The following is a 19,931-nucleotide window of genomic DNA, read 5'->3' on the forward strand; positions in this document are numbered from 1 at the left end:
CTCAGGGGTTGGGGAGATAGAAGCAGACTTCAGATATTCAGACGGTTTATCAGACGGTTTACTAGTTGGTTTACTTTCTTCAAGGGCAACAGATGTAGGGCAACAGATGTAGGGCAACAGATGTTAAGGATTTCTGAATTAAATAGAGGAGCTTCTGATAAATCTGCTACAGTTTTTTGTGTTAAAGGCCAATTGCAGGCTTGGAAGCCCCTATCTTGAGTGCATAATTGACAGAATCTTGACCCACTTGCTAAATCATCTAAAGCCTTTGCTGAGTCAGAATTTTTGGTGAGTACATAATGCTTGAACCTAGGGGTAAAAATGCGTCTTCCCGCCATGAGAAATACCCGTCCCCTGACCATCAAAAACTTTTTTCCCTTGAATTGATAGGGGATTTGGGGTTGAGTGCAGTCGTAATTGGTTTAGTCATCTGGATGAGTTAGCCCTCAACTGGCAGTCTTGAAGTCATTGCTATAAAGCAGAGAAACAAAACGCCTCCACTGGAGCTATGTTTCTCTCTTTTTCTCGCAGTTTTACCCAGCCTTCGGTCGATATCCCCAAGCGGTTGCCCATTCTGGCCGCTTTACGAGAGGACTTTGCCATCATCTTTAAACGCGATCCGGCGGCGAGTCACTGGCTGGAGGTGCTGTGCTGCTATCCCGGCCTGCACGCCCTGGCCGCCCATCGCCTAGCCCACGGATTGCGCGATCGCGGCATCCCTTTTCTGCCCCGGTTTATCGCCCACCTCAGCCGCTTTTTCACAGGCATCGACATTCATCCCGGTGCCCAGATTGGCCAGGGTGTCTTCATCGACCACGGCATGGGCGTGGTGATTGGTGAGACGGCGATCGTGGGCGATTACTGCCTGATTTACCAGGGAGTCACCTTGGGGGGCACTGGCAAAGAGACTGGCAAGCGCCACCCCACTGTGGGCAGTCATGTGGTAATTGGTTCCGGGGCCAAGGTGCTTGGCAACATTACCCTTGGCGACTATGCCCGCATTGGGGCCGGGGCGGTGGTGCTGCAATCGGTGCCTGCCCACTGCACCGCTGTCGGCGTGCCCAGCCGCAATGTCTGCCGCTGCAATACCGCCACCGCTCCCCTGGATCATGCCCAACTGCCCGATGCCGAAGCGAGGACGATCCGCGCCCTACTCGATCGCATCGAAACCTTGGAAACTCAGGTGAGCCAACTCAGACAGTCTGCCCCTATCCCCGTGGAGCTAGTGCCATGAACTCGTCTTCTTCTGTCTCCGGTTGGGGACAAGTGATTTCAGTGAACCGATGCGATCGCTGGTCGATCTTCCTCCGCCTGCGAGATTTGAATATCCCCTGCGCTTGCCCGACAGATGGCACGCTTCGAGTAGAGGTCAACCACGCCCTTGCGCTATTGCTGGTTCGCAGTGCCCTGTTTCAGTTTTCCTGCTCTCGCCAGGAACGGGTGGACTGGCTGGAAAGATGCTGGCGGAGCCGGGAGGAATGCGTAGCTAATTCGTGACACTTCTGATTCTAAAAATTATCCAAATCCTCAATCGCTAACTCTGAATTTTTGTTTTGCCTAATCTCTTGTCTAATCCGAAATTCCCAATCGAAAGTCTCCAATGCTAACCACTGACTCTTCTACCATTAACGCTCTCAAGGACCAAATCAAAAAGCTCAATAGCAAAGCTGGGCAACTCAAGATGGATCTGCACGATATTGCTGAAGGTCTGCCCGCCGATTTAGATCTTTTGCCTGATGCAGCAGCCCGCACCTACGAGGTCTATTGCCAACTGCGTGACTTGAAACAACAACTGCACACCCTGGAGCAAGCCCAATGAGTTCTAAAGTAACGACCTTTAATGAAATTACCCAGGCTGAAGACTACTTTGCGTTTTTTGGACTGTCCTACGACCCGCAGTTTCTCAATGTCAATCGCCTGCACATCTTGCAAAAATTCTCCCGACTGATGCAAGAGAAGGGGGTCGAAAATCCAGATATGGCGAATGATGCCACCTTTAACCAGTACCGAGAACTGTTGCAGGAGGCTTACAGCCTGTTCCAAACCTCGTCGCCTCTTCAGCAAAAACTGTTCAAAGTTTTCAACAACAAACCCCAAAATGTCGTCCTTCTCTCTGACATTGAAGTCGAGTAAGACATTAGGACTTATGCAGTTGGACAATTGCTTGCAGGCTGCACCCGTAAGCAATTGTCCAAAACCCAGAAAACTTGTCGCAAGTACGTAAGTCCTGACATTTTGAATTTTCAGGTTTGAACCGTGAATTTCAGTCAAAGCTTCAAGCTGCAATCTCAAAATTTTCCATCCCTATCTCCCTATCTCCCTATCTCCCTATCTCTCTGTCATGACAACACTCCATGCTATGCTCTCACCTACCGAGCGCGATCGCTACCGTCGTCAAATGCAAATCCCTGGCTTTGGCCAGGAGTCGCAGGAACGACTGAAATCCACTACTGCCCTAGTGACTGGGGTGGGCGGACTGGGCGGCACAGCAGCGCTGTATCTGGCGGCGGCGGGGGTGGGGCGGTTGATTTTGCTGCGGGGGGGCGACCTTCAGCGGGATGACTTGAATCGTCAGGTGCTGATGACCGATGACTGGGTAGGTAGGCCGAGGGTGCTCAAGGCCCAACAGACCTTGGCCGCCTTTAACCCCGACATTGAGATTGAAGCGGTGTGCGAGTACGTTACTGCTGAAAACATCGATGCTCTGGTGCAGCGGGCAGACATCGCCCTAGACTGCGCCTTTGACTTCAAAGAGCGCGATTTGCTCAACGCCGCCTGTGTGCGCTGGGGCAAGCCGATGGTGGAAGCGGCGATGAACGCAATGGAGGGCTACTTGCTCACCGTGATTCCGGGGAAAACCCCCTGCCTGTCGTGCTTGTTTCCCGAAAAACCGGAGTGGGATCGCTGGGGCTTTGGAGTGCTGGGGGCGGTGTCGGGCACCCTGGCCTGCTTGGCGGCCCTGGAAGCGATCAAACTTGTCACTGGGTTGGGCGAGCCGCTGCTGGGTCAGCTCCTCACTATGGATCTGGCGCGGGCAGAGTTTGCTAAACGCCGTGCCTACTACGACCCGGATTGCCCGGTGTGCGGTGGGGTGAAGGCAAAGGGCGATCGCACTATTCCCGTAGCAATGGCGAGGAGGTAGCCCATGACCTTTTCTCGCGATCCACCTTGAGGTAGCGGTGGGCAATGCCTATCCTACAACAGCACTGCCAAAATCCAGAATCGCCAATCCAAAATTCATCTACCCCTTTACCCATCCAATTCTTACCTATCCATTTGCTATGACTATCACAATTACCGAACTCGCCGAACTGCGCTTGCGTACCTTCCTGCGCGGCACCCCGAACTACACTCCCGAACGCGGCGTTCGTTTGGCGGTGAAAGACGGCGGCTGCAACGGCTACGAGTACGATATTAAAATTGCCAACGCTCCTAAGCCCGACGATCGGGTTGTGGAATCGGGCAGTTTGAAGGTTTTTGTGGACCCCATAAGCTGGCCCCTGCTGGACGGCATTGTGGTGGACTACATCGATAGCCTGCTAGAGAGCGGGTTTAAATTCACCAACCCCAACGCCACTGCCACCTGCGGCTGCGGCAAGTCGTTCCAGGCGGCGGGCGATTGCAGCCCTGCTGGGGTGCCCTGTAGTTAAAGGCTTTGAGCATTGAGTTTTTGGACTGCGTTTTTAGGCTTGAATGCAGGAATTCGACTCAGCACTCAAAGTTCAACATCCACAAACTGCCTCTCAAAGGAGTCCTACCATGACGAAAACCTATCAAGTTCGTCTAATCAACAAGAAGCGTAATATCGATGTCACTATTCCGGTGGATGAGAACACTTACATCATTGACGCGGCAGAAGAGAACGACATTGACCTACCCTTCTCCTGTCGGTCGGGCGCTTGCTCTAGCTGCGTTGGCAAACTGGTCGAAGGTGAGGTTAATCAGGAGGAGCAGTCTTTTCTAGACGACGAGCAGATTGCCAAGGGCTTTATCGTACTTTGCTCATCGTATCCGCGATCGGACTGCACGATTAAGACCCATATGGAGGCGTATTTAATTTGACGATTAAGGGGGTGCATTGCTCCGTGGATGCAGCCTACGGTTGACCCAATCTTTTCGCTGGAGTTGCGTCATGTTTAATCGATTTACGGTTGCAGGAGCAGCATTACAGGTTCTCAATGTGGGCGATCGCGGCACGATTGCTCGCTTTACCCAGACTGATTCCCAAATTCTTTCTCACCTGCAATCCCTTGGTTTAACTCAAGGAAAAACCATTGCTATTACCCAGCGCTACCCCAACTTCATGATTCGCACCGAAAACGGACATCTTACCTTGCCGCCTGTGCTAGTGAGCGCGATCTACGTGCGACTGGTCGGCCCCCAATCTGATTGGGAGGAAAGAAACAGCCGCCAAAATTTAGACGATAGTGGCTCTACGAATTAGACGATGCCCAACCTATCCCCTCTACCTTCTACCTGTTTTCAAGGAGTAAACCCGTGGCAGACATTGGACTTTTCTACGGCAGCACTTCTGGCGTTACAGAAGAAATTGCTGAAAAAATTCGAGATGCAATCGGTGAAGATCGCTGCGATCTCTACAGCATGGAGTCTGACTACGACAGCGTAGATGACCTGCTCCAGTATGACTACCTGATCCTCGGCTGCTCCACTTGGGGGGCGGGCGAATTGCAGAACGACTGGCGCGAACCCATATTCGACATGGAAATGGACAAGCCCGACTTTTCGGGGAAGACCATTGCCCTGTTTGGCCCCGGCGATTGCGAAGGCCACAGCAAGCATTTTGTTGGGGCTTTGGGCATTCTATACGACCAGTTCAAGGCGCTAGGGGCCACTATCGTCGGGGCGGTTTCTGCGGAAGACTACACCTTTGAAAAGTCCACTGCTATCCGCGACGGCAAGTTTGTGGGGCTGCCCCTGGATGAGGTAAACGAAAGTGAGAAAACTGACCAGCGCATTGCCAACTGGCTGGAGATTTTGAAGGCAGACTTTCCGGCGATCGCCCGCTAACCCCATCTCCCCTAGCCCACCCGCAGACCCCGACCCAACCCCACCCATCCAAGAGGTTCCCCATGGCCACAGTTACCTTCTACGAAAAGCCCGGCTGCTTTAACAACGCCCGCCAAAAGCGTTTGTTGGAAGCCGCAGGGCATCGGGTGATCGTCCGCAACCTGCTGACCGAGCCGTGGACCTGCGATCGCCTGCGCCCCTTCTTCGCTGGGCTGCCCGTGCCCCAGTGGTTCAACGCCAGCGCCCCGGCGATCGCCTCTGGGGTGGTCGTGCCTGCCCAACTTGATGCTGACACTGCCCTAGAACTGATGATGCTGAACCCATTGCTGATCCGCCGCCCGCTGCTGGAGGTGGAGGGCGATCGCCGTGCTGGCTTCGACTCCGAGGCGATCGATCGCTGGATCGGCCTTACCGTTGCCACCCCGACCCCCGATCTCGAAACCTGTCCTCGAACCCTTGCACTTTGGAGGGGCTAGCCAGCCTAATCCCCATGTGTGACTTTCTAAAGCGTTGGCCGATGGGCGATCTGTCCTCAGCCGCGGAGGCAGCAATGAAATTTGAAACCCGGTGGCATCAATACTATCAGGCAGTGGAAGGGCGGCCTCCCCGGACGACCCTGACCCGAGCGCTGGATTCCATTGCCCAAGACCCCAACCCCCTGCCTCGGTTTGCGGTGGACCTAGGCTGCGGCGACGGGCGCGACACCGTGGAACTGCTGCGCCGGGGCTGGCGAGTGCTGGCTATCGATGGTGAACCCGAGGCGATCGCCCGCCTACGGCAGCGGGATGACTGCGATCGCACCTACCTAGAGACCCGTGTCCAGCGCTTCGAGAACCTCACCCTACCCCCAGCGGTCAGCTTGATCAACGCCAGCTTCTGCCTACCCTTCTGCCCACCCCAGCACTTTGCCCACCTGTGGGAAGAAATTGTGGTGGCCCTAGCACCCAGCGGGCGCTTCTGCGGACAACTCTTTGGTGACCAGGATTCCTGGGCGGTCTATGCTGACCTCACCCACCACAGCCGCATCGAGATCAATCAACTGCTAGAACCTTTTGCCGTCGAATGGCTGGAGGAAGAAAACCACCCCGGCAAAACTGCCTTGGGGGAAGACAAGCACTGGCACATCTTCCACATCGTGGCCCGAAAGCAGTAGCCTAATCCACAGCCACCATCACGTCGGAGGCTTTGACCACGGCGTAGGCTTCATCGCCTACCTTCAGCCCCAGGTTCTCAGCCGATGACTTAGTGATGACAGCGGCCACCTCCAGCCCTGGAGCTACTTCGATGACAACTGCTGCTGTCACCATGCCAGAAACCACTGATTTTACGGTGCCCTTCATTGCATTCCGAGCGCTGATCTTCATAACTGTGTGGGCTAATGTTTATAACTGAACAGCAAAACTTTAACTACACAATATAACAGATGTCCTTGAACCAAATTTTGAAGTGGTTAAAAATCCTTGGAGAGGTGCTATTTGGTAGTTGCTCAAATTGTAGGATTTGCAACTAGATTGAGATGGAAAATGTATTGAGTTGAACCAAGATATGGTGTTTCACCAACTTTATCAATAGAAAGCATTGGTAACTAAAATGCCCGGCTCGATACCCAGCATGGGCTGAGAAATATCAAATCTCCAAAGATCTGCTACATATAAGAAGACGTTAGAGCTAGCCACCATGAGTGGAGTCCTCAAAATCGATATCGCTGAAACAGCAGAAGAACTAAAAGCCGTCTTGGAACAACAGCAACGGTCATCTCAGCGCCGTAAAGTACAGGTGTTGTGGTGGTTAAAAACAGGACAAGCGAATCTGTCAAACAGCGCCATCTTTGTACTCTCCGTTAATTGTGCAGGTTCTACTACCGTGTGGTAATATAGTGATAATAAATAAGATCCGTCCAAGTTGCGGAATGCCTCCCATGCCTACAAAATCATCCAGAAAGCCTGTTGCGGTTCAAGAAAGAGCGCCAGAACAAGTAGATGCAAGCCTAGCCCATGCAAACCTAGTCAATGAGTGCGGTATTTCTAAACTCACTCCCCAAGCATTGAGCCTGATGGCAGACTTCTTCAAAGTTTTATCAGAAGTGAGTCGCCTTCAAATCGTATGTTCTCTGAAAACAGGTGCTAAGAATGTAACAGAGATTATCGAAGAAACCGGCTTGGGACAGGCGAATGTTTCTAAGCATCTTAAAATGCTGACTCAAGCTGGGGTGGTTGCTCGCGAACAGCGTGGAGTCTGTGTTTACTATCGCATTGCCAATCCATTTCTGTTTGAACTGTGCGATTTGGTTTGTGATGCGTTGACGATGCAAGTTGAACAGCAGAGTCAACAGCTTCAGCAATTATCACAGCTAAGACAGAGCCGCTAGCGTTTGCTGAGATCATCAAATGCAATTCCGACAACTTGCTCGAGACGAGTCGTTTGACAGACGACTCGCCTCGTTTTTGCATCTAGGGCGATGATTTCTAGCGCTTGGTTTCCGTAATCGCACAGAAGCTTGGCATCTGAACCAGTGTAGTAGACGCGATCGCCAACCTTAAAACACAGGGAACTGCCCGAGCATTGAGGGGATGGGCAGCGACCATCCCCTCCGCAATCTCGTTTAGTGCCGGAGCAGTCGGTTGATGGGCTTGAAAATATCCGCTTCAAATCCTTCACCCCTTAGCATTCGATTCCAGTACAACCAGGGCAACACATGGGTCTTTGCCAAATACATTGAGTAGCGCTCTTGGGTGGGATCGAGCGGAAACGAGGGAGCCAGCTTTCCACCATAGGCAAACTCTGCCATGATGGTTGAGTTGTAGCCTGTGATGAGGGGACAGCAGGTATAGCCGTCATATTCTTCGGTTATCGGCTGCGATTGAATCAAAGACAGCAAGTTCTGAACGAGAATCGGCGCTTGCTTACGGGCGGCTGCGGCCGTCTTAGAGGTCGGCAAAGAAGACGCATCGCCGAGTGAAAACACGTTGGCGTAGCGAGTGTGTTGCAGCGTTGCCTGATCAACATCCACCCAGCCACCGGCTCCAGCCAGCGGGCTTTGCTTGATAAAATCAGGGGCACTCATGGGGGGAGCCACATGGATCATGTCGTAGTGAATGCTGACTTCCTCGGTGCCGTTATCGGTGGTGACATCAAAAATTGCTTCTTGTGTGTCTGCCTTGATTTCCTTGAGGTTGTGCTTGAACTTGGTAACAATGCCGCGTCGCGCCACTACTTTATCCAGAGCGGCTGCATATTCTGGTACGGCAAACATAGAGGCCCCAGCGGTGCAGAACATCACCGTGGTGTTCACTCCGACACCGCTCTTGTGCTTGAAGGTGTCATCGGCCATATACATCACTTTCTGAGGCGCACCGCCACACTTGATTGGCGTGGCGGGATAGGTAAAGAGGGCGTTCCCGCCTTTGAAGTTTTGGATAGTTTCCCAGGTGTAGGGGGCGTAATCTTTGGAGTAGTTACTGGTGACTCCGCCTTTACCCAGGGCTTCTTTTAAGCCTTTGATTAGATGCCAGTCAATTTGAATGCCGGGGCATAGTACCAAGTACTCATACTCAATGGCTTGGCCGGCTTCGGTGATGACCGTGTTGCGATCGGGGTCTAGTTTTGCGACTCGCGCTTGAATCCAGTTTGCCCCTTTGGGAATGACATCTTTTTCATCTCGAATGAATTTCTCAATCGGAGCCACGCCGCCGCCTACCAGCGTCCAGCCAGGTTGGTAGTAGTGTTTGTCGGACGGTTCGATGATGGCAATATCTAGGGCGCGGTTTCGCCTCAGCAGTTGGGCCGCAACCGTGATTCCGGCGGCTCCTCCCCCCACAATCACAATTTGGTGGTGCTTCACGGGCGGGGCGATCGCCTCGGCGGTCGAGAGATTTTGACGAAGCTGTTCAGCAGGGTGGGTGGGTTGGGTTTGCTGTGCAGTCGGTGACACGGTAGTTCCTCAAATGTAACGAAAGGTGTAGAAAATGAGTCGATGACGTAAGATATTTACTATGTGTACCATACTGCCAGTTGGTAATATAGTTGTCTCTTCTGAATAAAATCTTAAATCCATTTCAGCGGCTTGACGAAAATCAATTCTTAAACTATATTACTATATAGTAATTAAATTGAAAACCGGAATCCCTAAGTCAACGCTACGGGGCGATCGCAGTCATAGTTGCTGGCTATCTCACGTTTTTCTCAATCCTGGTTGTTGTCGCCATTCTGTTTGTAGCGGGCGACCTCTAGAACACAACCCTTCTGCACAACACCGTCTCACGAGGCAACGAACGATGCTATTTCGACAACTTTTTGATCAAGACACCTGGACTTACACCTATTTGATTGCTGACCCCAAGACCAAGGAAGCAGTTTTGGTGGACTCCGTGATTGAACAGGTCGAGCGCGATTACAAGCTGGTTAACGAATTGGGATTGACCTTGAAATACTGCCTAGAAACCCACGTCCATGCTGACCACATCACGGGGGCTGGCAAACTTCGGGAGCTAACGGGCTGTGAAACGATTGTTCCGGAAAAGGCGCAGGTTGCTTGTGCCAACCGCCACATCCGGCATGGGGAAGTCTTGAAGGTCGGAGAAGTTGAAATTCGGGCGATCGCCACTCCAGGACATACCGATAGCCACATGGCGTATCTGGTGAATGGCGACCGAGTGCTAACGGGCGATGCATTGTTTATTCGGGGCTGCGGACGGACTGATTTCCAAAGCGGCGATGCAGGGACACTGTATGACTCCGTAACAGAGAACCTGTTTACGCTGCCAGATGGTACGCTCGTGTACCCTGCCCACGACTATCGCGGTCACAGCGTCTCCACGATCGCTGAAGAAGAACAGTGGAACCCGCGCTTTGCTGGGCGAACCCGCGATCAGTTCATAGAGTTTATGAACGGGCTGAATCTGCCTGATCCAAAGAAAATCATGGAAGCCGTTCCCGCAAATGAGCAGTGTGGCAATGTACTTGTAACCAGCTAGAAGACCCAGTTTGGCAGGGTAGGAGGATGGCTTAAACACAGAAATGGGAATGCAGAAATGAACGAAACGCAGCTAGTTGGCATCCACCGGATAGACGCAGACGTTTCTGTGGCCGGAGAGCTTAGCCCAGAGCAATTGCAGCAAGCATCTCAACAGGGCTTCAAATCAGTGATCAATCTGAGGATGCCGAAGGAGAAGGGATTTCTGCCCGATGAGCCGCAGATTGTGGAATCGTTGAGAATGCAGTATGCCCATGTTCCTGTAAATCCCTCTAGTCTGAGCGGTGAGGTTATCGCTCAGGTGTGTGAGCACGTTGATCAGCTCCCAAAGCCAGTTTTGATGCACTGCTCACTAGGGCTGCGATCGGCTGGGATTGCGCTGTTGCGGTCTGGCATTGAGCGGGGCATGACCGTCGAAGAATTTCTCCACCGAACAACGGCGATGGGCTTGGACTTTAACAGTCGCCCGGGTGTCAAGCGATTTTTTGTAGACTACATCACTCAACATTTGGAACAGTTAGGAGAACACGATGACGAGCTTGAATAATATCCATCTCAACACTTTATCAAGGCAAAACGTGCATGATCGCTTGAAGACGATCGATCCTGCTTCTCTGAAGGTGCTTTTAGATCAGCAAGCCGTCACGTTAGTTGATGTTCGCGAACCCTCTGAACATGCGGGCGAAAAAATCCCTAGCTCAATCCTAGTGCCGTTGTCCAAATTCGATCCGAATCGCATTCCGTTTGGTGGCAACAAAGATGGCAACAAAACTGTGGTGTTGTATTGCCGAACAGGCAATCGATCGGCTCAGGCAGCACAGAAATTATTCGCAGCAGGAATCGATGAAGTGACCCATTTGGAAGGCGGATTATCGGCTTGGGTGCAGGCTGGGTTTCCAACTGAGGTAAACAGACGTGCCCCCATTAGCCTGATGCGCCAGGTGCAGATTGTCGCAGGTTCGCTGGTTGTAACTGGCACTTTACTGGGTGCGTTTGTCTCTCCCTGGTTTTTGCTCCTCAGCGGTTTTGTGGGTGCTGGTCTGGTGTTTGCTGGGATTACGAATACCTGTGCATTAGGAATGCTGCTGGCTAAACTGCCTTACAACCAGCGCGTTTGAGTTTAAGGTTTTAGGGCGCTCATCGAGCGTCCTAATTTTTTGGAGTGGTGATTGCAACAGATCTTCTAGGACTGGGCGATCGCCCAGTTTTGCATGGCTTAGCAAACAAATCTAGAACCATACATCTCTAGAACCATACATCTCTAGGACGATACATCAATGTTAATCACTGTTATTGGGCATTTGCTGGCAATTTGTATTGGCATTAGCCTGGGGTTGATTGGTGGGGGTGGGTCGATCTTGGCGGCTCCTGTGCTGATCTATGTCATGTCCGTCCCTGCAAAATCTGCCTTTGCCATGACTTTGGTCATTGTGGGAGTTGCGAGCTTGATCGGTGCGATTCCTCACTGGCGGCAAGGCAATGTCAATCCTAAAATTATCGCGCTGTTTGCGCCTGCTTCCATGCTAGGGGCTTATCTAGGAGCGAGGATAGCCTCGTTGCCATTTATTAACCCTACAATTCAGCTTGTGACCTTTGGAGTCATGATGCTGATTGCCTCAATCACCATGATTCGCAAAGGAGCCAGCAAATCAGAAAACCCGCTCGATAAGGCCGATCATTCTGATCACCACACAGTCATTCCTAAGTGGTTGGCAATTGCTCTGGAAGGTCTTGCCGTTGGCACCCTCACAGGCTTCATCGGTATTGGGGGTGGGTTTCTGGTGATTCCGGCCTTGGTGCTGCTAGGAAAAACCCCCATGAAAGAAGCTGTGGGAACGTCCCTAATTATCCTGGCGCTAAAATCCGTTACTGGGTTTGCCGGATACTTTGGTCACGTTCCGATTGATTGGAACTTGCTTTTGTCTTTTACAATCGCCTCTAGCGCTGGAATTCTTTTAGGATCTTACTTAAATCAATTCGTCAGCGCCAAGCAGCTTGAAAAAGGGTTCGGTTACTTCGTGTTAGCGGTCGCCGTTTTTGTTCTCATCAAGCGATGAGAATTGTCCCTTGCCTGTTCGTTCCGATCCGTTCTAAACCTTTGTCTAAACCCTTGTCAATGAGGCAACTATGGCTATCTGGGCTGATACTGTCACACTGTCGCGAATGCAGTTTGCTTTGACGGCTATCTTTCACATGCTCTGGCCCGTTCTTACAACAGGTATGGCAATCTACCTTGTTGTGGTTGAAGGATTGTGGCTGAGGACGAAAAATCCAGATTACTACCGCCACGCCCGCTTCTGGTCGAAACTATATGTTCTAAACTTTGGCATTGGTGTTGCCTCTGGCTTGCCGATGGAGTTTCAGTTCGGCACAAACTGGGCCCCTTTTTCAGAAGCAGTGGGCGATTTTTTTGGCAGCATTCTGGGGTTTGAAGGCGCAATGGCCTTCATGCTCGAAGCTGGATTCCTAGGCATTATGCTCTTTGGCTGGGAGCGAGTACATCCAGTCATTCATTATTTCTCCACCATTATGGTTGCTTTTGGTGCGAACCTTTCCACATTTTGGATTTTGGTGGCAAATTCCTGGCTGCAAACACCCGCAGGTGGAGAGCTTGTCAACGGAAAGTTCATCGTGGATGACTACTTTCAGGCGATTTTGAATCCCTTCATGTTCATCAGCGTTTCCCATATGTTCTTCGCAACCTTGGAAACGTCGCTGTTTGTCATTGGCGGAATTAGTGCCTGGTATATTCTCAACCACCGCCATCCTGAGTTCTTTGCCCGATCGCTCAAAATTGCTGTGGCAGTGGCGATCGCCGTCACTCCCTTGCAGATTTACATTGGGCACCTCAGCGCCGAGCAGGTAGCGCACTATCAGCCAACTAAGCTAGCCGCAATGGAGGCCAAGTGGGAAACCAGCCCAGCGGGACAACCTGCGGATTGGAGCTTGGTGGCGTTGCCCAACAACAAGCTAGAGCGAAACGACTGGGAGATTTCTATTCCCAATGGACTGGGCTACATTTTGGAATTCAAGAAAAACCTCTCTGAACCTGTTTTGGGCCTTAAAGAATGGCAGCCAGACGACCGACCCAAAATGGTGGGCTTGGTTTATTACTCGTTCCGCATCATGAGCGGGATTGGCTTTTTCTTGGCGGGCTTGATGGGGGTGAGTGTGATCCAATGGCTGCGGGGCAAGTTTGCACCAGAGGCGATCGCCCACCAAAAGTGGCTATTGCGAACCTGGCTACTAGCGGCTCCCTTGGGCTACATTGCCGTAGAGTCGGGATGGATTGTGCGCTGTGTAGGACGACAGCCCTGGGTGGTGTACGGGCAAATTCGCACAGCGGAGGGGGTTTCCAACTTGCCTGCGAGCGAGGTGTTGACATCCCTGCTAATTTTTGCAGCCGTGTATACGACTCTGTTTATCTGTGCGCTATTTTTTGGCAGTCGCATTATTCGTCGGGGCCCCAACCTAGAATTGCCTGTGCCGGGAATCGAGAATCAACCTGCGGTAGAGACAGAACCCGCTAAATTTATTCCTGACCAACGCCCTATTGAAGCCCAGCAGTAAGGTTGAGCCTATTGAGTAAGTATCTGGCAAGGGTAGACCTCACTCATTTGATAAGAGTATGGAAAATTTAGAACACTTTCTAACACAGGTCTGGTTTGTCATTTTGGCTCTGTTCCTGTTCCTTTATGTCATGCTAGATGGCTTTGATTTGGGCGTGGGTATTTTGTCGCTGACGAGTTCTGATGAAAAACGACGCAGCATTCTCATGACCAGTTTGGGAAATGTTTGGGATGCGAATGAAACTTGGCTGGTGCTAATGGGCGGAGCATTGTTTGGTGCGTTCCCCCTTGCCTACGGCACGATCTTAAATGCACTCTATATTCCAATTTTTGGGATGATTTTTGGTTTGATTTTTCGAGCCGTTGCTTTTGAATTTCGAGAACATTCCACCAACAAGGTGTTTTGGAATCTAGCGTTTGGTGTGGGGAGCTTTATGGCAGCCCTGTTTCAGGGTTTTGCTTTAGGTAGTGTTTTGGAGGGAATTGCGGTCGATGAAGCTGGCCACTTTGTTGGAAGCATTTGGGACTGGCTCGATTGGCGATCGCTCTTGGTCGCTCTCACACTCATTCAAGGATATGTTTTGATTGGCTCAACGTATCTAATTCTCAAAACCGATGGAGAACTTCAAAACACGCACTACCGCACTGCAAAGTTAGCAGCCGTCACTACCTTGATTGGTGCAGTCTTGATTACGATCGTCACGCCTGTGGTCTATGAAAACGCCAGAGCCAAGCTGTTTCATCAGCCAGAAGTGTATATCTTTGCGCTAATTCCTGCATTGGGGATCGTGCTAATTGGGCTATTGCTGAGGAGCTTGAATCGGAAAGCTGAAGTGACTCCGCTAATCTGGACAATCTTACTCTTTTTGCTTACTTTTGTAGGATTGGGATTAGTTGTGTTTCCCTACATCATTCCGCCTGATATCACTATCTATCAAGCAGCAGCGGCTCCCAGCGCACTTGTTTTCATGATTATCTTTATCGGCTTTCTGATTCCAATCATGCTGTTCTACAATATCTACAACTACATTGTGTTCCGAGGTAAGGTTGCTGGAGTCCACTACACAGAGTAATCCCTATTTCGGCATCGCTGAATCCGATTTGGAGATCTGATTTGGATAAAGCTAGGACTTACGCAGTTGGACAATTTCTCGCGTGCGCAACCCGTGAGAAACTGTCCAAAACCCAATGTCCAAAACCCAAAGAGCATATCGCAAGTGCGTAGGTCCTGAAAGCTTTGGATTAAAGCTTTGGATAAGGGCTTGGATAAAAACGTGCTGGGAACCTATGTAGCGTACAGGTTCCCAGTACACTCGTTGATGAAGCAGCCGTCTCTATCGAGCCGCGATCGCCACTTTGCCGCATTCCTGATTAGCGGGCACCGCTTCCATAATCTTCTTGGGATTGGGCAGGTTTAGGTTGGCCATCAGGTCAATAAAGCTCTCCCGCGTTTGTCCTACAAAGCGAGGATTCCACTGCTTCTCTTCGCCAATCGTAGAGACCGTTTCGCCCTTATAGTCATGTCCTGGATATACCAGCGTTTCATCCGGCAAGGTAAACAGGCGTTGGGTGATGGCGTCGTACATTGCCCCAGCATTGCCGCTTTGAAAGTCGGTGCGTCCGCAGCCGCGAATGAACAGGGAGTCACCCGTCAACAGATGTGTCCCGTTGACCAGATACGCCATGTGGCTGTCGGTGTGGCCCAGAGTGGCGATCGCCTCAATCTGAATTGAACCCATTTGCAGCACTTCGCCATCCTGGATAAAGCGATCGGCACAAGTCGCTTGGGCATTTGCAGGAACGACCCCCAAACATCCCGTAGCATCCCGCAGCTTGCCCGTACCCGTAACATGGTCAGCATGGATGTGGGCACTGGTCTTCTAACGGATGAGGGAGGCAAAGCCTCGGGTTGTCAGCAATTCAAGCATTGAGATCGGGCGATCACAGTATCCCATTGCCATTGCTGGAGTCGTATCTTTTTTCAATCCATGATGGGGCGTACCCAGTTATGCACCAACCGCTGCACGTCTAACACTCGTTGTAAGGCTGCGACTCGCTTGGCATACAAATTCTGTCGCCGTCGATAGGTTGCCCGTCGTCTCAACGCACTATTGTGCGCCTCATTATGATTGGCGTGGACTTCATGCTCAGGGCTAATCGCGGTGAACGGATGCTCGACTTTCACCCACTCAACTCGCTTCTGACCTTGCGACCCCTTAATCTTCATCGCCACCTCCAACCCCTCACGCCACACTTTGCGTCGCCCATAATCGGGGTGTGCCTCACCAGAAGCAAGCGTCACACTGGCAAGTTGCCATAACATAATGCCGTAGCGCCGTTCTCCATCACTAAACCAACGAATAAACTGGGCCGCAGATGCCCACGTCCATGCCGCCTTTGTCCCTTGGCGAAATAATTTATCCCGTTTTTGTCCCGCTTGTGCGGCGATCCAGTAGCGTGTCTCTCGTTCGATGAAGTGGATCGTCCATCCTTCGCACTCACTGGGGGGGAGGTTCTCGCCCACGCGAGTGTAGACCTCATCTCCTTCGACTGTGAGGTCTGCTGTTTCTGGTGCAGTTGGTGACCATTCGCTGAGTTGGTTGGCTAAACGCTCTTCCCATCGCAGGATGGTGGAGTGAGATTTGCCAAAAGACCGTCCAGTTGCTCGTACCCCCATTCCTTCAGTGCGGACATTCATTGCCAATGTCACAATCGTTGAGGAGGTTCGCAGTCGCGCCATCGGGGTGCAGTCGGTCGTTGAATTGCTTGCGGCAGGCTTTGCATACATATTTCTGCACAACAGCACCGTCTTGCAGGGTAGCCTTGCCGTTTTTGACGACCTGCTGACTTTCACATTTTGGGCAGAGCATCGCCTCTCATCCACTCGATGCAACCATTTTACACATCACTCCTTAGCAGACCAGTGCCCAGAATCTTTGGGAAACCGATTGAAGCAGTTTGATGCGGTAAGGTTTAGTAGGGGTTGCCTGGTAGGTGGGTAATTCGCTGGATAATTCGATAGGTAATTCGATAGGGGGGGCTATTGATTTTTAGGGCGATCGCCAATCTCAAGCATTAAATCAGTCATGACTCCATCCTTTGACGCGGAACAATTCTGGGCTGAACAAGCTTGGACGGTGCAGGATCGGTTTCTGGAGATGCATTCGCACTGGCTGACCGTGATCGGCGAACATCTTCAAGATCATCGTGGAAACATACTCGAGTATTGGCGAATTGAGAAAGCGGATTCGGTTATTGTGCTGCCGATTCAGAACGAACAGATTCTCTTTCCGTCTCCCAGCTATCGTCCTGGCGTTGGGTCGGTCACGTTGGATCTTCCTGGCGGACGAGTGCCCGCAGGAACCAGTCCAGAACAGGCGGCGATCGCCATCCTACAACGAGAACTTGGCATTGATGCCGCTTCGGTCGATCAGCTAATCGCCCTAAACTCCACCGGATGGGCCGTCAATAGCTCTTTCTCGAACCAAAAACTCTACGGCTTTGTTGCTGGATTTCCAGATTCTCGAATTTAACGGGGAGGGAAACCATGTTCTTTCTCGAACCAAAAACTCTACGGCTTTGTTGCCCACCTCCACAGCGCTACCGAACCTGCCAAGGAATTAATCTCAGCCGCCTATTCCATCACTCCATCAGGCATCCATCAATTACTGAGCGTGATTAACTGTCTACAGTGTCGAACGGTGCTTCTAGAATGGATTTTCCGTTTATCATACTTAAGGCTCTAGCACCAATGAATTTGAATCTAGATTCGCTGCTGAGGGTTCAGTCACCTGTTCTCAGAGCCGACCACTTTACATTCAAGGAGCGCTATGTCTGATTGCGGATGTGGTGATGTTAAGGCGGCGAATGCGGCACAGCGCAAAACGCTGGGCTGGCTGCTGGCGGTCAATGCCTTGATGTTTGCGCTGGAGCTTGTGACGGGGCTGCTGGCGGGTTCAACCGCTTTGGTGGCAGACTCCCTCGATATGTTTGCTGATGCTACCGTCTACAGTATTGCCCTGTATGCTGTGGGGCGCTCGCCCGCAGCCAAAAAAAGAGCCGCTGGCTTAAGCGGTCTGTTTCAAATAGGATTGGCGCTGTTAGTTTTAGCAGACGTGGTGCGGCGGTTTGTCCTTGGCAGCGACCCTGAGCCGACTTGGATGGTGGGCATTGGGCTATTGGCTCTGGCTGCAAACGTGGCTTGCCTGCTGCTTATTGCCAAACATCGTCAGGGAGAAGTTCACATGCGGGCAAGCTGGATCTTCTCCAAGAATGATGTGATTGCCAATTTGGGCGTGATCGCGGCGGGTTTCTTGGTCAGCATGACCGGGTCGCGGTTGCCCGATTTGGTCATAGGGCTGATCGTCGCGGCGATTGTCCTGCGGGGCGGCATCGCTATTTTGCGCGATCAAGCCCCTGTTGAGGCTTCATAGGTCTTGAAGCCACCTGTGAGATTATAGGCATCAAACCCAGATTGCCGCAGGGTTCGGGTGGCATAATAGCCGCGCTGTCCCACCTGGCAGTAGATCCAAAGCGGGCGATCGCCCGGCAAATCTCCCATCCGCTGCCGCAGTTGCGATAAGGGAACATTGATTGCCCCAGCAATATGTCCCCGTTCAAACTCAGACTCCTCGCGCACATCCACCAGAGTCACTTGTGCCAAGTCAAGGTCTTCCCAGTAGACAATGGGTGCATCGCCGCGCAGCGCATTCGCTGCAATCATCCCCGCCATATTCACCGGATCTTTGGCCGCTCCAAATTGCGGTGCGTAACATAGTTCTACTTCTTCCAAGTCGAACACAGTCATTCCGGCCTGAATCGCCATAGCCAGCACATCAACCCGCTTCTCGGTTCCCTCTCGGCCAACAGCCTGCGCTCCCAGAATTCGACCATCGGCTGGAGCATATAAAAGCTTAATGTCGATTGGCTGGGCCCCAGGAAAGTAGCCTGCATGATGACCAGGATGCAGATAAACCTTTCGGTAGTCCATGCCTACCCGTCGGAGCGTTTTTTCACTGGCCCCAGTACATGCCACCGTCATGCCAAAAATGCCGCAAACCGAGGTTCCCTGTACGCCGCGAAATTGTGAGTCTCGTCCCAAAATGGTTTCGGCTGCGATCCGTCCTTGACGATTGGCCGGCCCAGCCAGAGGAATCAGGGTCCACTCTTTCGTGACAAAATCCTGCACTTCTACAGCATCCCCCACTGCCCAAATATGAGGGTCACTGGTTTGCATGGCTGCATTGACCCGGATGCCGCCGCGATCGCCCAGTTCCAGCCCTGCCTCTTTGGCTAGCGTATTCTCTGGGCGCACCCCGATTGCCAAAATTACCATGTCAGCAGAATGCTGCTCGCCGGAGTCTGTGTGAACCAGCAAGTTATCTTCTGATCCAACCGTAAAGCCTTGAACGCCATCGTTTAAGCAGAGCTGTAGGCCTTGATCTCGGAGGTGAGCATGAACCGGGGTCATCATCTCTGGATCAAAGGGCGGCATCACCTGAGGCAACTTTTCTATTAGCGTTACAGCGATACCACGATGCACCAAATTTTCTGCCATTTCCAGCCCAATAAAGCCACCGCCCACAACCACCGCTCGCTTCACCTGATGCGTGTCAATCCATTCTCGAATCCGACGGCTATCAGGGATGGTTCGCAGCGCAAAAATTCCGGGTCGCTCTATTCCTGGTAGGGGCGGACGGATTGGGGCAGCACCGGGAGATAACACGAGAGCATCATAGGATTCTTGTTTTAGCTCTCCGGTTTGCAGGTTTTTGACCGTCAGAGTTTGGGCAGCACGATCAATCGCAGTCACTTCGTGCTGTAGCCGCACCTCGATGTTAAACCGTTGCTTAAATAAGTCTGAATTGGCAACCAACAGCTTTTTTTCATCAGCAATCACACTGCCGACATAGTAGGGTAAACCACAGTTAGCAAAAGATACAAATTGACCGCGATCGAAGATGATAATCTCTGCGGCTTCTGATAGCCGCCGTGCCCGCGCCGCGCAAGAGGTCCCTCCGGCAACGCCGCCAACAATCAAAATTCGTGGTTTAGCCATTGAATCTTTCTTCTATTTCCCGTTCATTTTCCCATTCATTATGCTCAAATTTGCCGTAGTGGCAGTGGCTCATTCACAAAGCGAATCAGAATCACAGCAGATGTGTGTATTGTGAACTTGATGCGATAGTTGCGCCGCTCACGCTTTGTCCAAAATGCTATCTCGTTCGTGTCCTCTTGAGGGTGGCGAAGACAATTGGGACACTCACGAAAACTGAGCCATGTAGCAGGCATCATAGGCAGAAATCTGCTGAGCGTTCAGAGGGTCAAGATTTCTCGACACAAGGTAATCTTTTGCAACATTG

25 protein-coding genes and 1 pseudogene are annotated in these 19,931 nt (G+C 51.7%); 21 read left to right on the plus strand and 5 right to left on the minus strand.

The genetic code is table 11. From position 1 onward, the window contains the following. Window positions 1-508: 508 nt before the first annotated feature. The 11 genes from cysE to O77CONTIG1_RS22240 all read left to right on the plus strand — a co-directional run bounded on the left by cysE (window position 509) and on the right by O77CONTIG1_RS22240 (window position 6,181). Window positions 509-1,234: a serine O-acetyltransferase gene (cysE, locus tag O77CONTIG1_RS22195; protein ID WP_068515300.1), complete on the plus strand. Its 726-nt coding sequence runs from the start codon at window positions 509-511 to the stop codon at window positions 1,232-1,234. Further along, window positions 1,231-1,497 (plus strand): Asr1405/Asl0597 family protein, encoded by a 267-nt coding sequence (locus O77CONTIG1_RS23990; protein ID WP_084782917.1) that lies wholly within the window; start codon window positions 1,231-1,233, stop codon window positions 1,495-1,497. The genes cysE and O77CONTIG1_RS23990 overlap by 4 nt, the downstream gene beginning before the upstream one ends. Before the next feature lie 103 nt (window positions 1,498-1,600). Continuing rightward, window positions 1,601-1,819: a CCE_0567 family metalloprotein gene (locus O77CONTIG1_RS22200; RefSeq protein WP_068515301.1), complete on the plus strand. Its 219-nt coding sequence runs from the start codon at window positions 1,601-1,603 to the stop codon at window positions 1,817-1,819. Further along, window positions 1,816-2,133: a nitrogenase-stabilizing/protective protein NifW gene (nifW, locus tag O77CONTIG1_RS22205; RefSeq protein ID WP_068515304.1), complete on the plus strand. Its 318-nt coding sequence runs from the start codon at window positions 1,816-1,818 to the stop codon at window positions 2,131-2,133. Before O77CONTIG1_RS22200 ends, nifW begins: the two co-directional genes overlap by 4 nt. 208 nt (window positions 2,134-2,341) lie before the next feature. Further along, window positions 2,342-3,142, plus strand: a complete 801-nt coding sequence (locus tag O77CONTIG1_RS22210; protein ID WP_172799740.1) for a HesA/MoeB/ThiF family protein — start codon at window positions 2,342-2,344, stop codon at window positions 3,140-3,142. A 139-nt stretch (window positions 3,143-3,281) separates the two neighbouring features. Beyond that, window positions 3,282-3,650 (plus strand): HesB/IscA family protein, encoded by a 369-nt coding sequence (locus tag O77CONTIG1_RS22215; protein ID WP_068516892.1) that lies wholly within the window; start codon window positions 3,282-3,284, stop codon window positions 3,648-3,650. A gap of 109 nt (window positions 3,651-3,759) precedes the next feature. Further along, entirely contained in the window at window positions 3,760-4,062 is a 303-nt protein-coding gene (locus O77CONTIG1_RS22220) for a 2Fe-2S iron-sulfur cluster-binding protein (protein ID WP_068516893.1), read from the plus strand. A 70-nt stretch (window positions 4,063-4,132) separates the two neighbouring features. After that, entirely contained in the window at window positions 4,133-4,444 is a 312-nt protein-coding gene (locus tag O77CONTIG1_RS22225; protein WP_068515317.1) for a ferrous iron transport protein A, read from the plus strand. Window positions 4,445-4,497: 53 nt separating this feature from the next. Beyond that, window positions 4,498-5,028, plus strand: a complete 531-nt coding sequence (locus O77CONTIG1_RS22230) for a flavodoxin (protein WP_068515319.1) — start codon at window positions 4,498-4,500, stop codon at window positions 5,026-5,028. A 62-nt stretch (window positions 5,029-5,090) separates the two neighbouring features. Then, window positions 5,091-5,504: an ArsC/Spx/MgsR family protein gene (locus tag O77CONTIG1_RS22235; RefSeq protein ID WP_068515322.1), complete on the plus strand. Its 414-nt coding sequence runs from the start codon at window positions 5,091-5,093 to the stop codon at window positions 5,502-5,504. A gap of 74 nt (window positions 5,505-5,578) precedes the next feature. Next, a complete protein-coding gene (locus tag O77CONTIG1_RS22240) occupies window positions 5,579-6,181 on the plus strand; it encodes a class I SAM-dependent methyltransferase (RefSeq protein ID WP_225894647.1) in 603 nt (200 codons plus the stop codon). 1 nt (window position 6,182) lies between these two features. Here the strand turns inward: O77CONTIG1_RS22240 and O77CONTIG1_RS22245 are convergent, their stop codons facing one another. Then, the gene (locus O77CONTIG1_RS22245; protein WP_068515324.1) at window positions 6,183-6,392 is read right to left on the minus strand and encodes a molybdopterin-binding protein; all 210 of its coding nucleotides are present in this window, start codon (window positions 6,390-6,392) and stop codon (window positions 6,183-6,185) included. A 313-nt stretch (window positions 6,393-6,705) separates the two neighbouring features. Here O77CONTIG1_RS22245 and O77CONTIG1_RS25065 point away from each other — a divergent pair, with 313 nt between their 5' ends. Together O77CONTIG1_RS25065 and O77CONTIG1_RS23995 are read left to right on the plus strand one after the other, a co-directional pair. Further along, window positions 6,706-6,900, plus strand: coding sequence for a hypothetical protein (locus O77CONTIG1_RS25065; protein ID WP_156435600.1), 195 nt, complete (start codon window positions 6,706-6,708; stop codon window positions 6,898-6,900). 46 nt (window positions 6,901-6,946) lie between these two features. Continuing rightward, a complete protein-coding gene (locus O77CONTIG1_RS23995) occupies window positions 6,947-7,396 on the plus strand; it encodes an ArsR/SmtB family transcription factor (RefSeq protein ID WP_197673272.1) in 450 nt (149 codons plus the stop codon). A gap of 234 nt (window positions 7,397-7,630) precedes the next feature. Here the strand turns inward: O77CONTIG1_RS23995 and O77CONTIG1_RS22255 are convergent, their stop codons facing one another. Continuing rightward, entirely contained in the window at window positions 7,631-8,959 is a 1,329-nt protein-coding gene (locus O77CONTIG1_RS22255; protein WP_068515330.1) for an FAD/NAD(P)-binding oxidoreductase, read from the minus strand. Window positions 8,960-9,302: 343 nt separating this feature from the next. Here O77CONTIG1_RS22255 and O77CONTIG1_RS22260 point away from each other — a divergent pair, with 343 nt between their 5' ends. The 6 genes from O77CONTIG1_RS22260 to cydB all read left to right on the plus strand — a co-directional run bounded on the left by O77CONTIG1_RS22260 (window position 9,303) and on the right by cydB (window position 14,642). After that, on the plus strand, window positions 9,303-10,001 hold the full coding sequence (locus tag O77CONTIG1_RS22260; protein ID WP_068515333.1) for an MBL fold metallo-hydrolase: 699 nt from the start codon (window positions 9,303-9,305) through the stop codon (window positions 9,999-10,001). 57 nt (window positions 10,002-10,058) lie between these two features. After that, window positions 10,059-10,547, plus strand: a complete 489-nt coding sequence (locus O77CONTIG1_RS22265) for a beta-lactamase hydrolase domain-containing protein (protein ID WP_068515336.1) — start codon at window positions 10,059-10,061, stop codon at window positions 10,545-10,547. Beyond that, window positions 10,531-11,118, plus strand: a complete 588-nt coding sequence (locus tag O77CONTIG1_RS22270; protein ID WP_068515340.1) for a rhodanese-like domain-containing protein — start codon at window positions 10,531-10,533, stop codon at window positions 11,116-11,118. The genes O77CONTIG1_RS22265 and O77CONTIG1_RS22270 overlap by 17 nt, the downstream gene beginning before the upstream one ends. 159 nt (window positions 11,119-11,277) lie before the next feature. Then, window positions 11,278-12,057, plus strand: a complete 780-nt coding sequence (locus tag O77CONTIG1_RS22275; protein ID WP_068515344.1) for a sulfite exporter TauE/SafE family protein — start codon at window positions 11,278-11,280, stop codon at window positions 12,055-12,057. Window positions 12,058-12,193: 136 nt separating this feature from the next. After that, window positions 12,194-13,570 (plus strand): cytochrome ubiquinol oxidase subunit I, encoded by a 1,377-nt coding sequence (locus tag O77CONTIG1_RS22280; RefSeq protein WP_317134268.1) that lies wholly within the window; start codon window positions 12,194-12,196, stop codon window positions 13,568-13,570. A 58-nt stretch (window positions 13,571-13,628) separates the two neighbouring features. After that, on the plus strand, window positions 13,629-14,642 hold the full coding sequence (gene cydB, locus O77CONTIG1_RS22285; RefSeq protein WP_068515353.1) for a cytochrome d ubiquinol oxidase subunit II: 1,014 nt from the start codon (window positions 13,629-13,631) through the stop codon (window positions 14,640-14,642). A gap of 261 nt (window positions 14,643-14,903) precedes the next feature. Here the strand turns inward: cydB and O77CONTIG1_RS22290 are convergent, their stop codons facing one another. After that, window positions 14,904-15,380 carry an MBL fold metallo-hydrolase gene (locus O77CONTIG1_RS22290; RefSeq protein WP_317134164.1) on the minus strand — a complete coding sequence of 159 codons (477 nt, stop codon included), beginning with the start codon at window positions 15,378-15,380 and terminating at the stop codon, window positions 14,904-14,906. A 69-nt stretch (window positions 15,381-15,449) separates the two neighbouring features. Then, window positions 15,450-16,439 (minus strand): annotated as a pseudogene (locus tag O77CONTIG1_RS24000) (IS1 family transposase). 216 nt (window positions 16,440-16,655) lie between these two features. Here O77CONTIG1_RS24000 and O77CONTIG1_RS22305 point away from each other — a divergent pair. Continuing rightward, complete coding sequence (locus tag O77CONTIG1_RS22305; protein ID WP_172799741.1) at window positions 16,656-17,102, plus strand: NUDIX domain-containing protein; 447 nt, start codon at window positions 16,656-16,658, stop codon at window positions 17,100-17,102. A 297-nt stretch (window positions 17,103-17,399) separates the two neighbouring features. Next, a complete protein-coding gene (locus tag O77CONTIG1_RS22310) occupies window positions 17,400-18,002 on the plus strand; it encodes a cation transporter (protein ID WP_068515356.1) in 603 nt (200 codons plus the stop codon). On the opposite strand, the gene O77CONTIG1_RS22315 is transcribed toward O77CONTIG1_RS22310, so the two are convergent. Next, window positions 17,978-19,627, minus strand: coding sequence for an FAD-dependent oxidoreductase (locus O77CONTIG1_RS22315; RefSeq protein ID WP_068515358.1), 1,650 nt, complete (start codon window positions 19,625-19,627; stop codon window positions 17,978-17,980). The two genes, O77CONTIG1_RS22310 and O77CONTIG1_RS22315, sit on opposite strands and share 25 nt — an antisense overlap. Between the last annotated feature and the right edge of the window lie 304 nt (window positions 19,628-19,931).

Origin of the sequence: Leptolyngbya sp. O-77, from assembly GCF_001548395.1 — a bacterium.
Lineage (GTDB): Bacteria > Cyanobacteriota > Cyanobacteriia > Elainellales > Elainellaceae > Thermoleptolyngbya.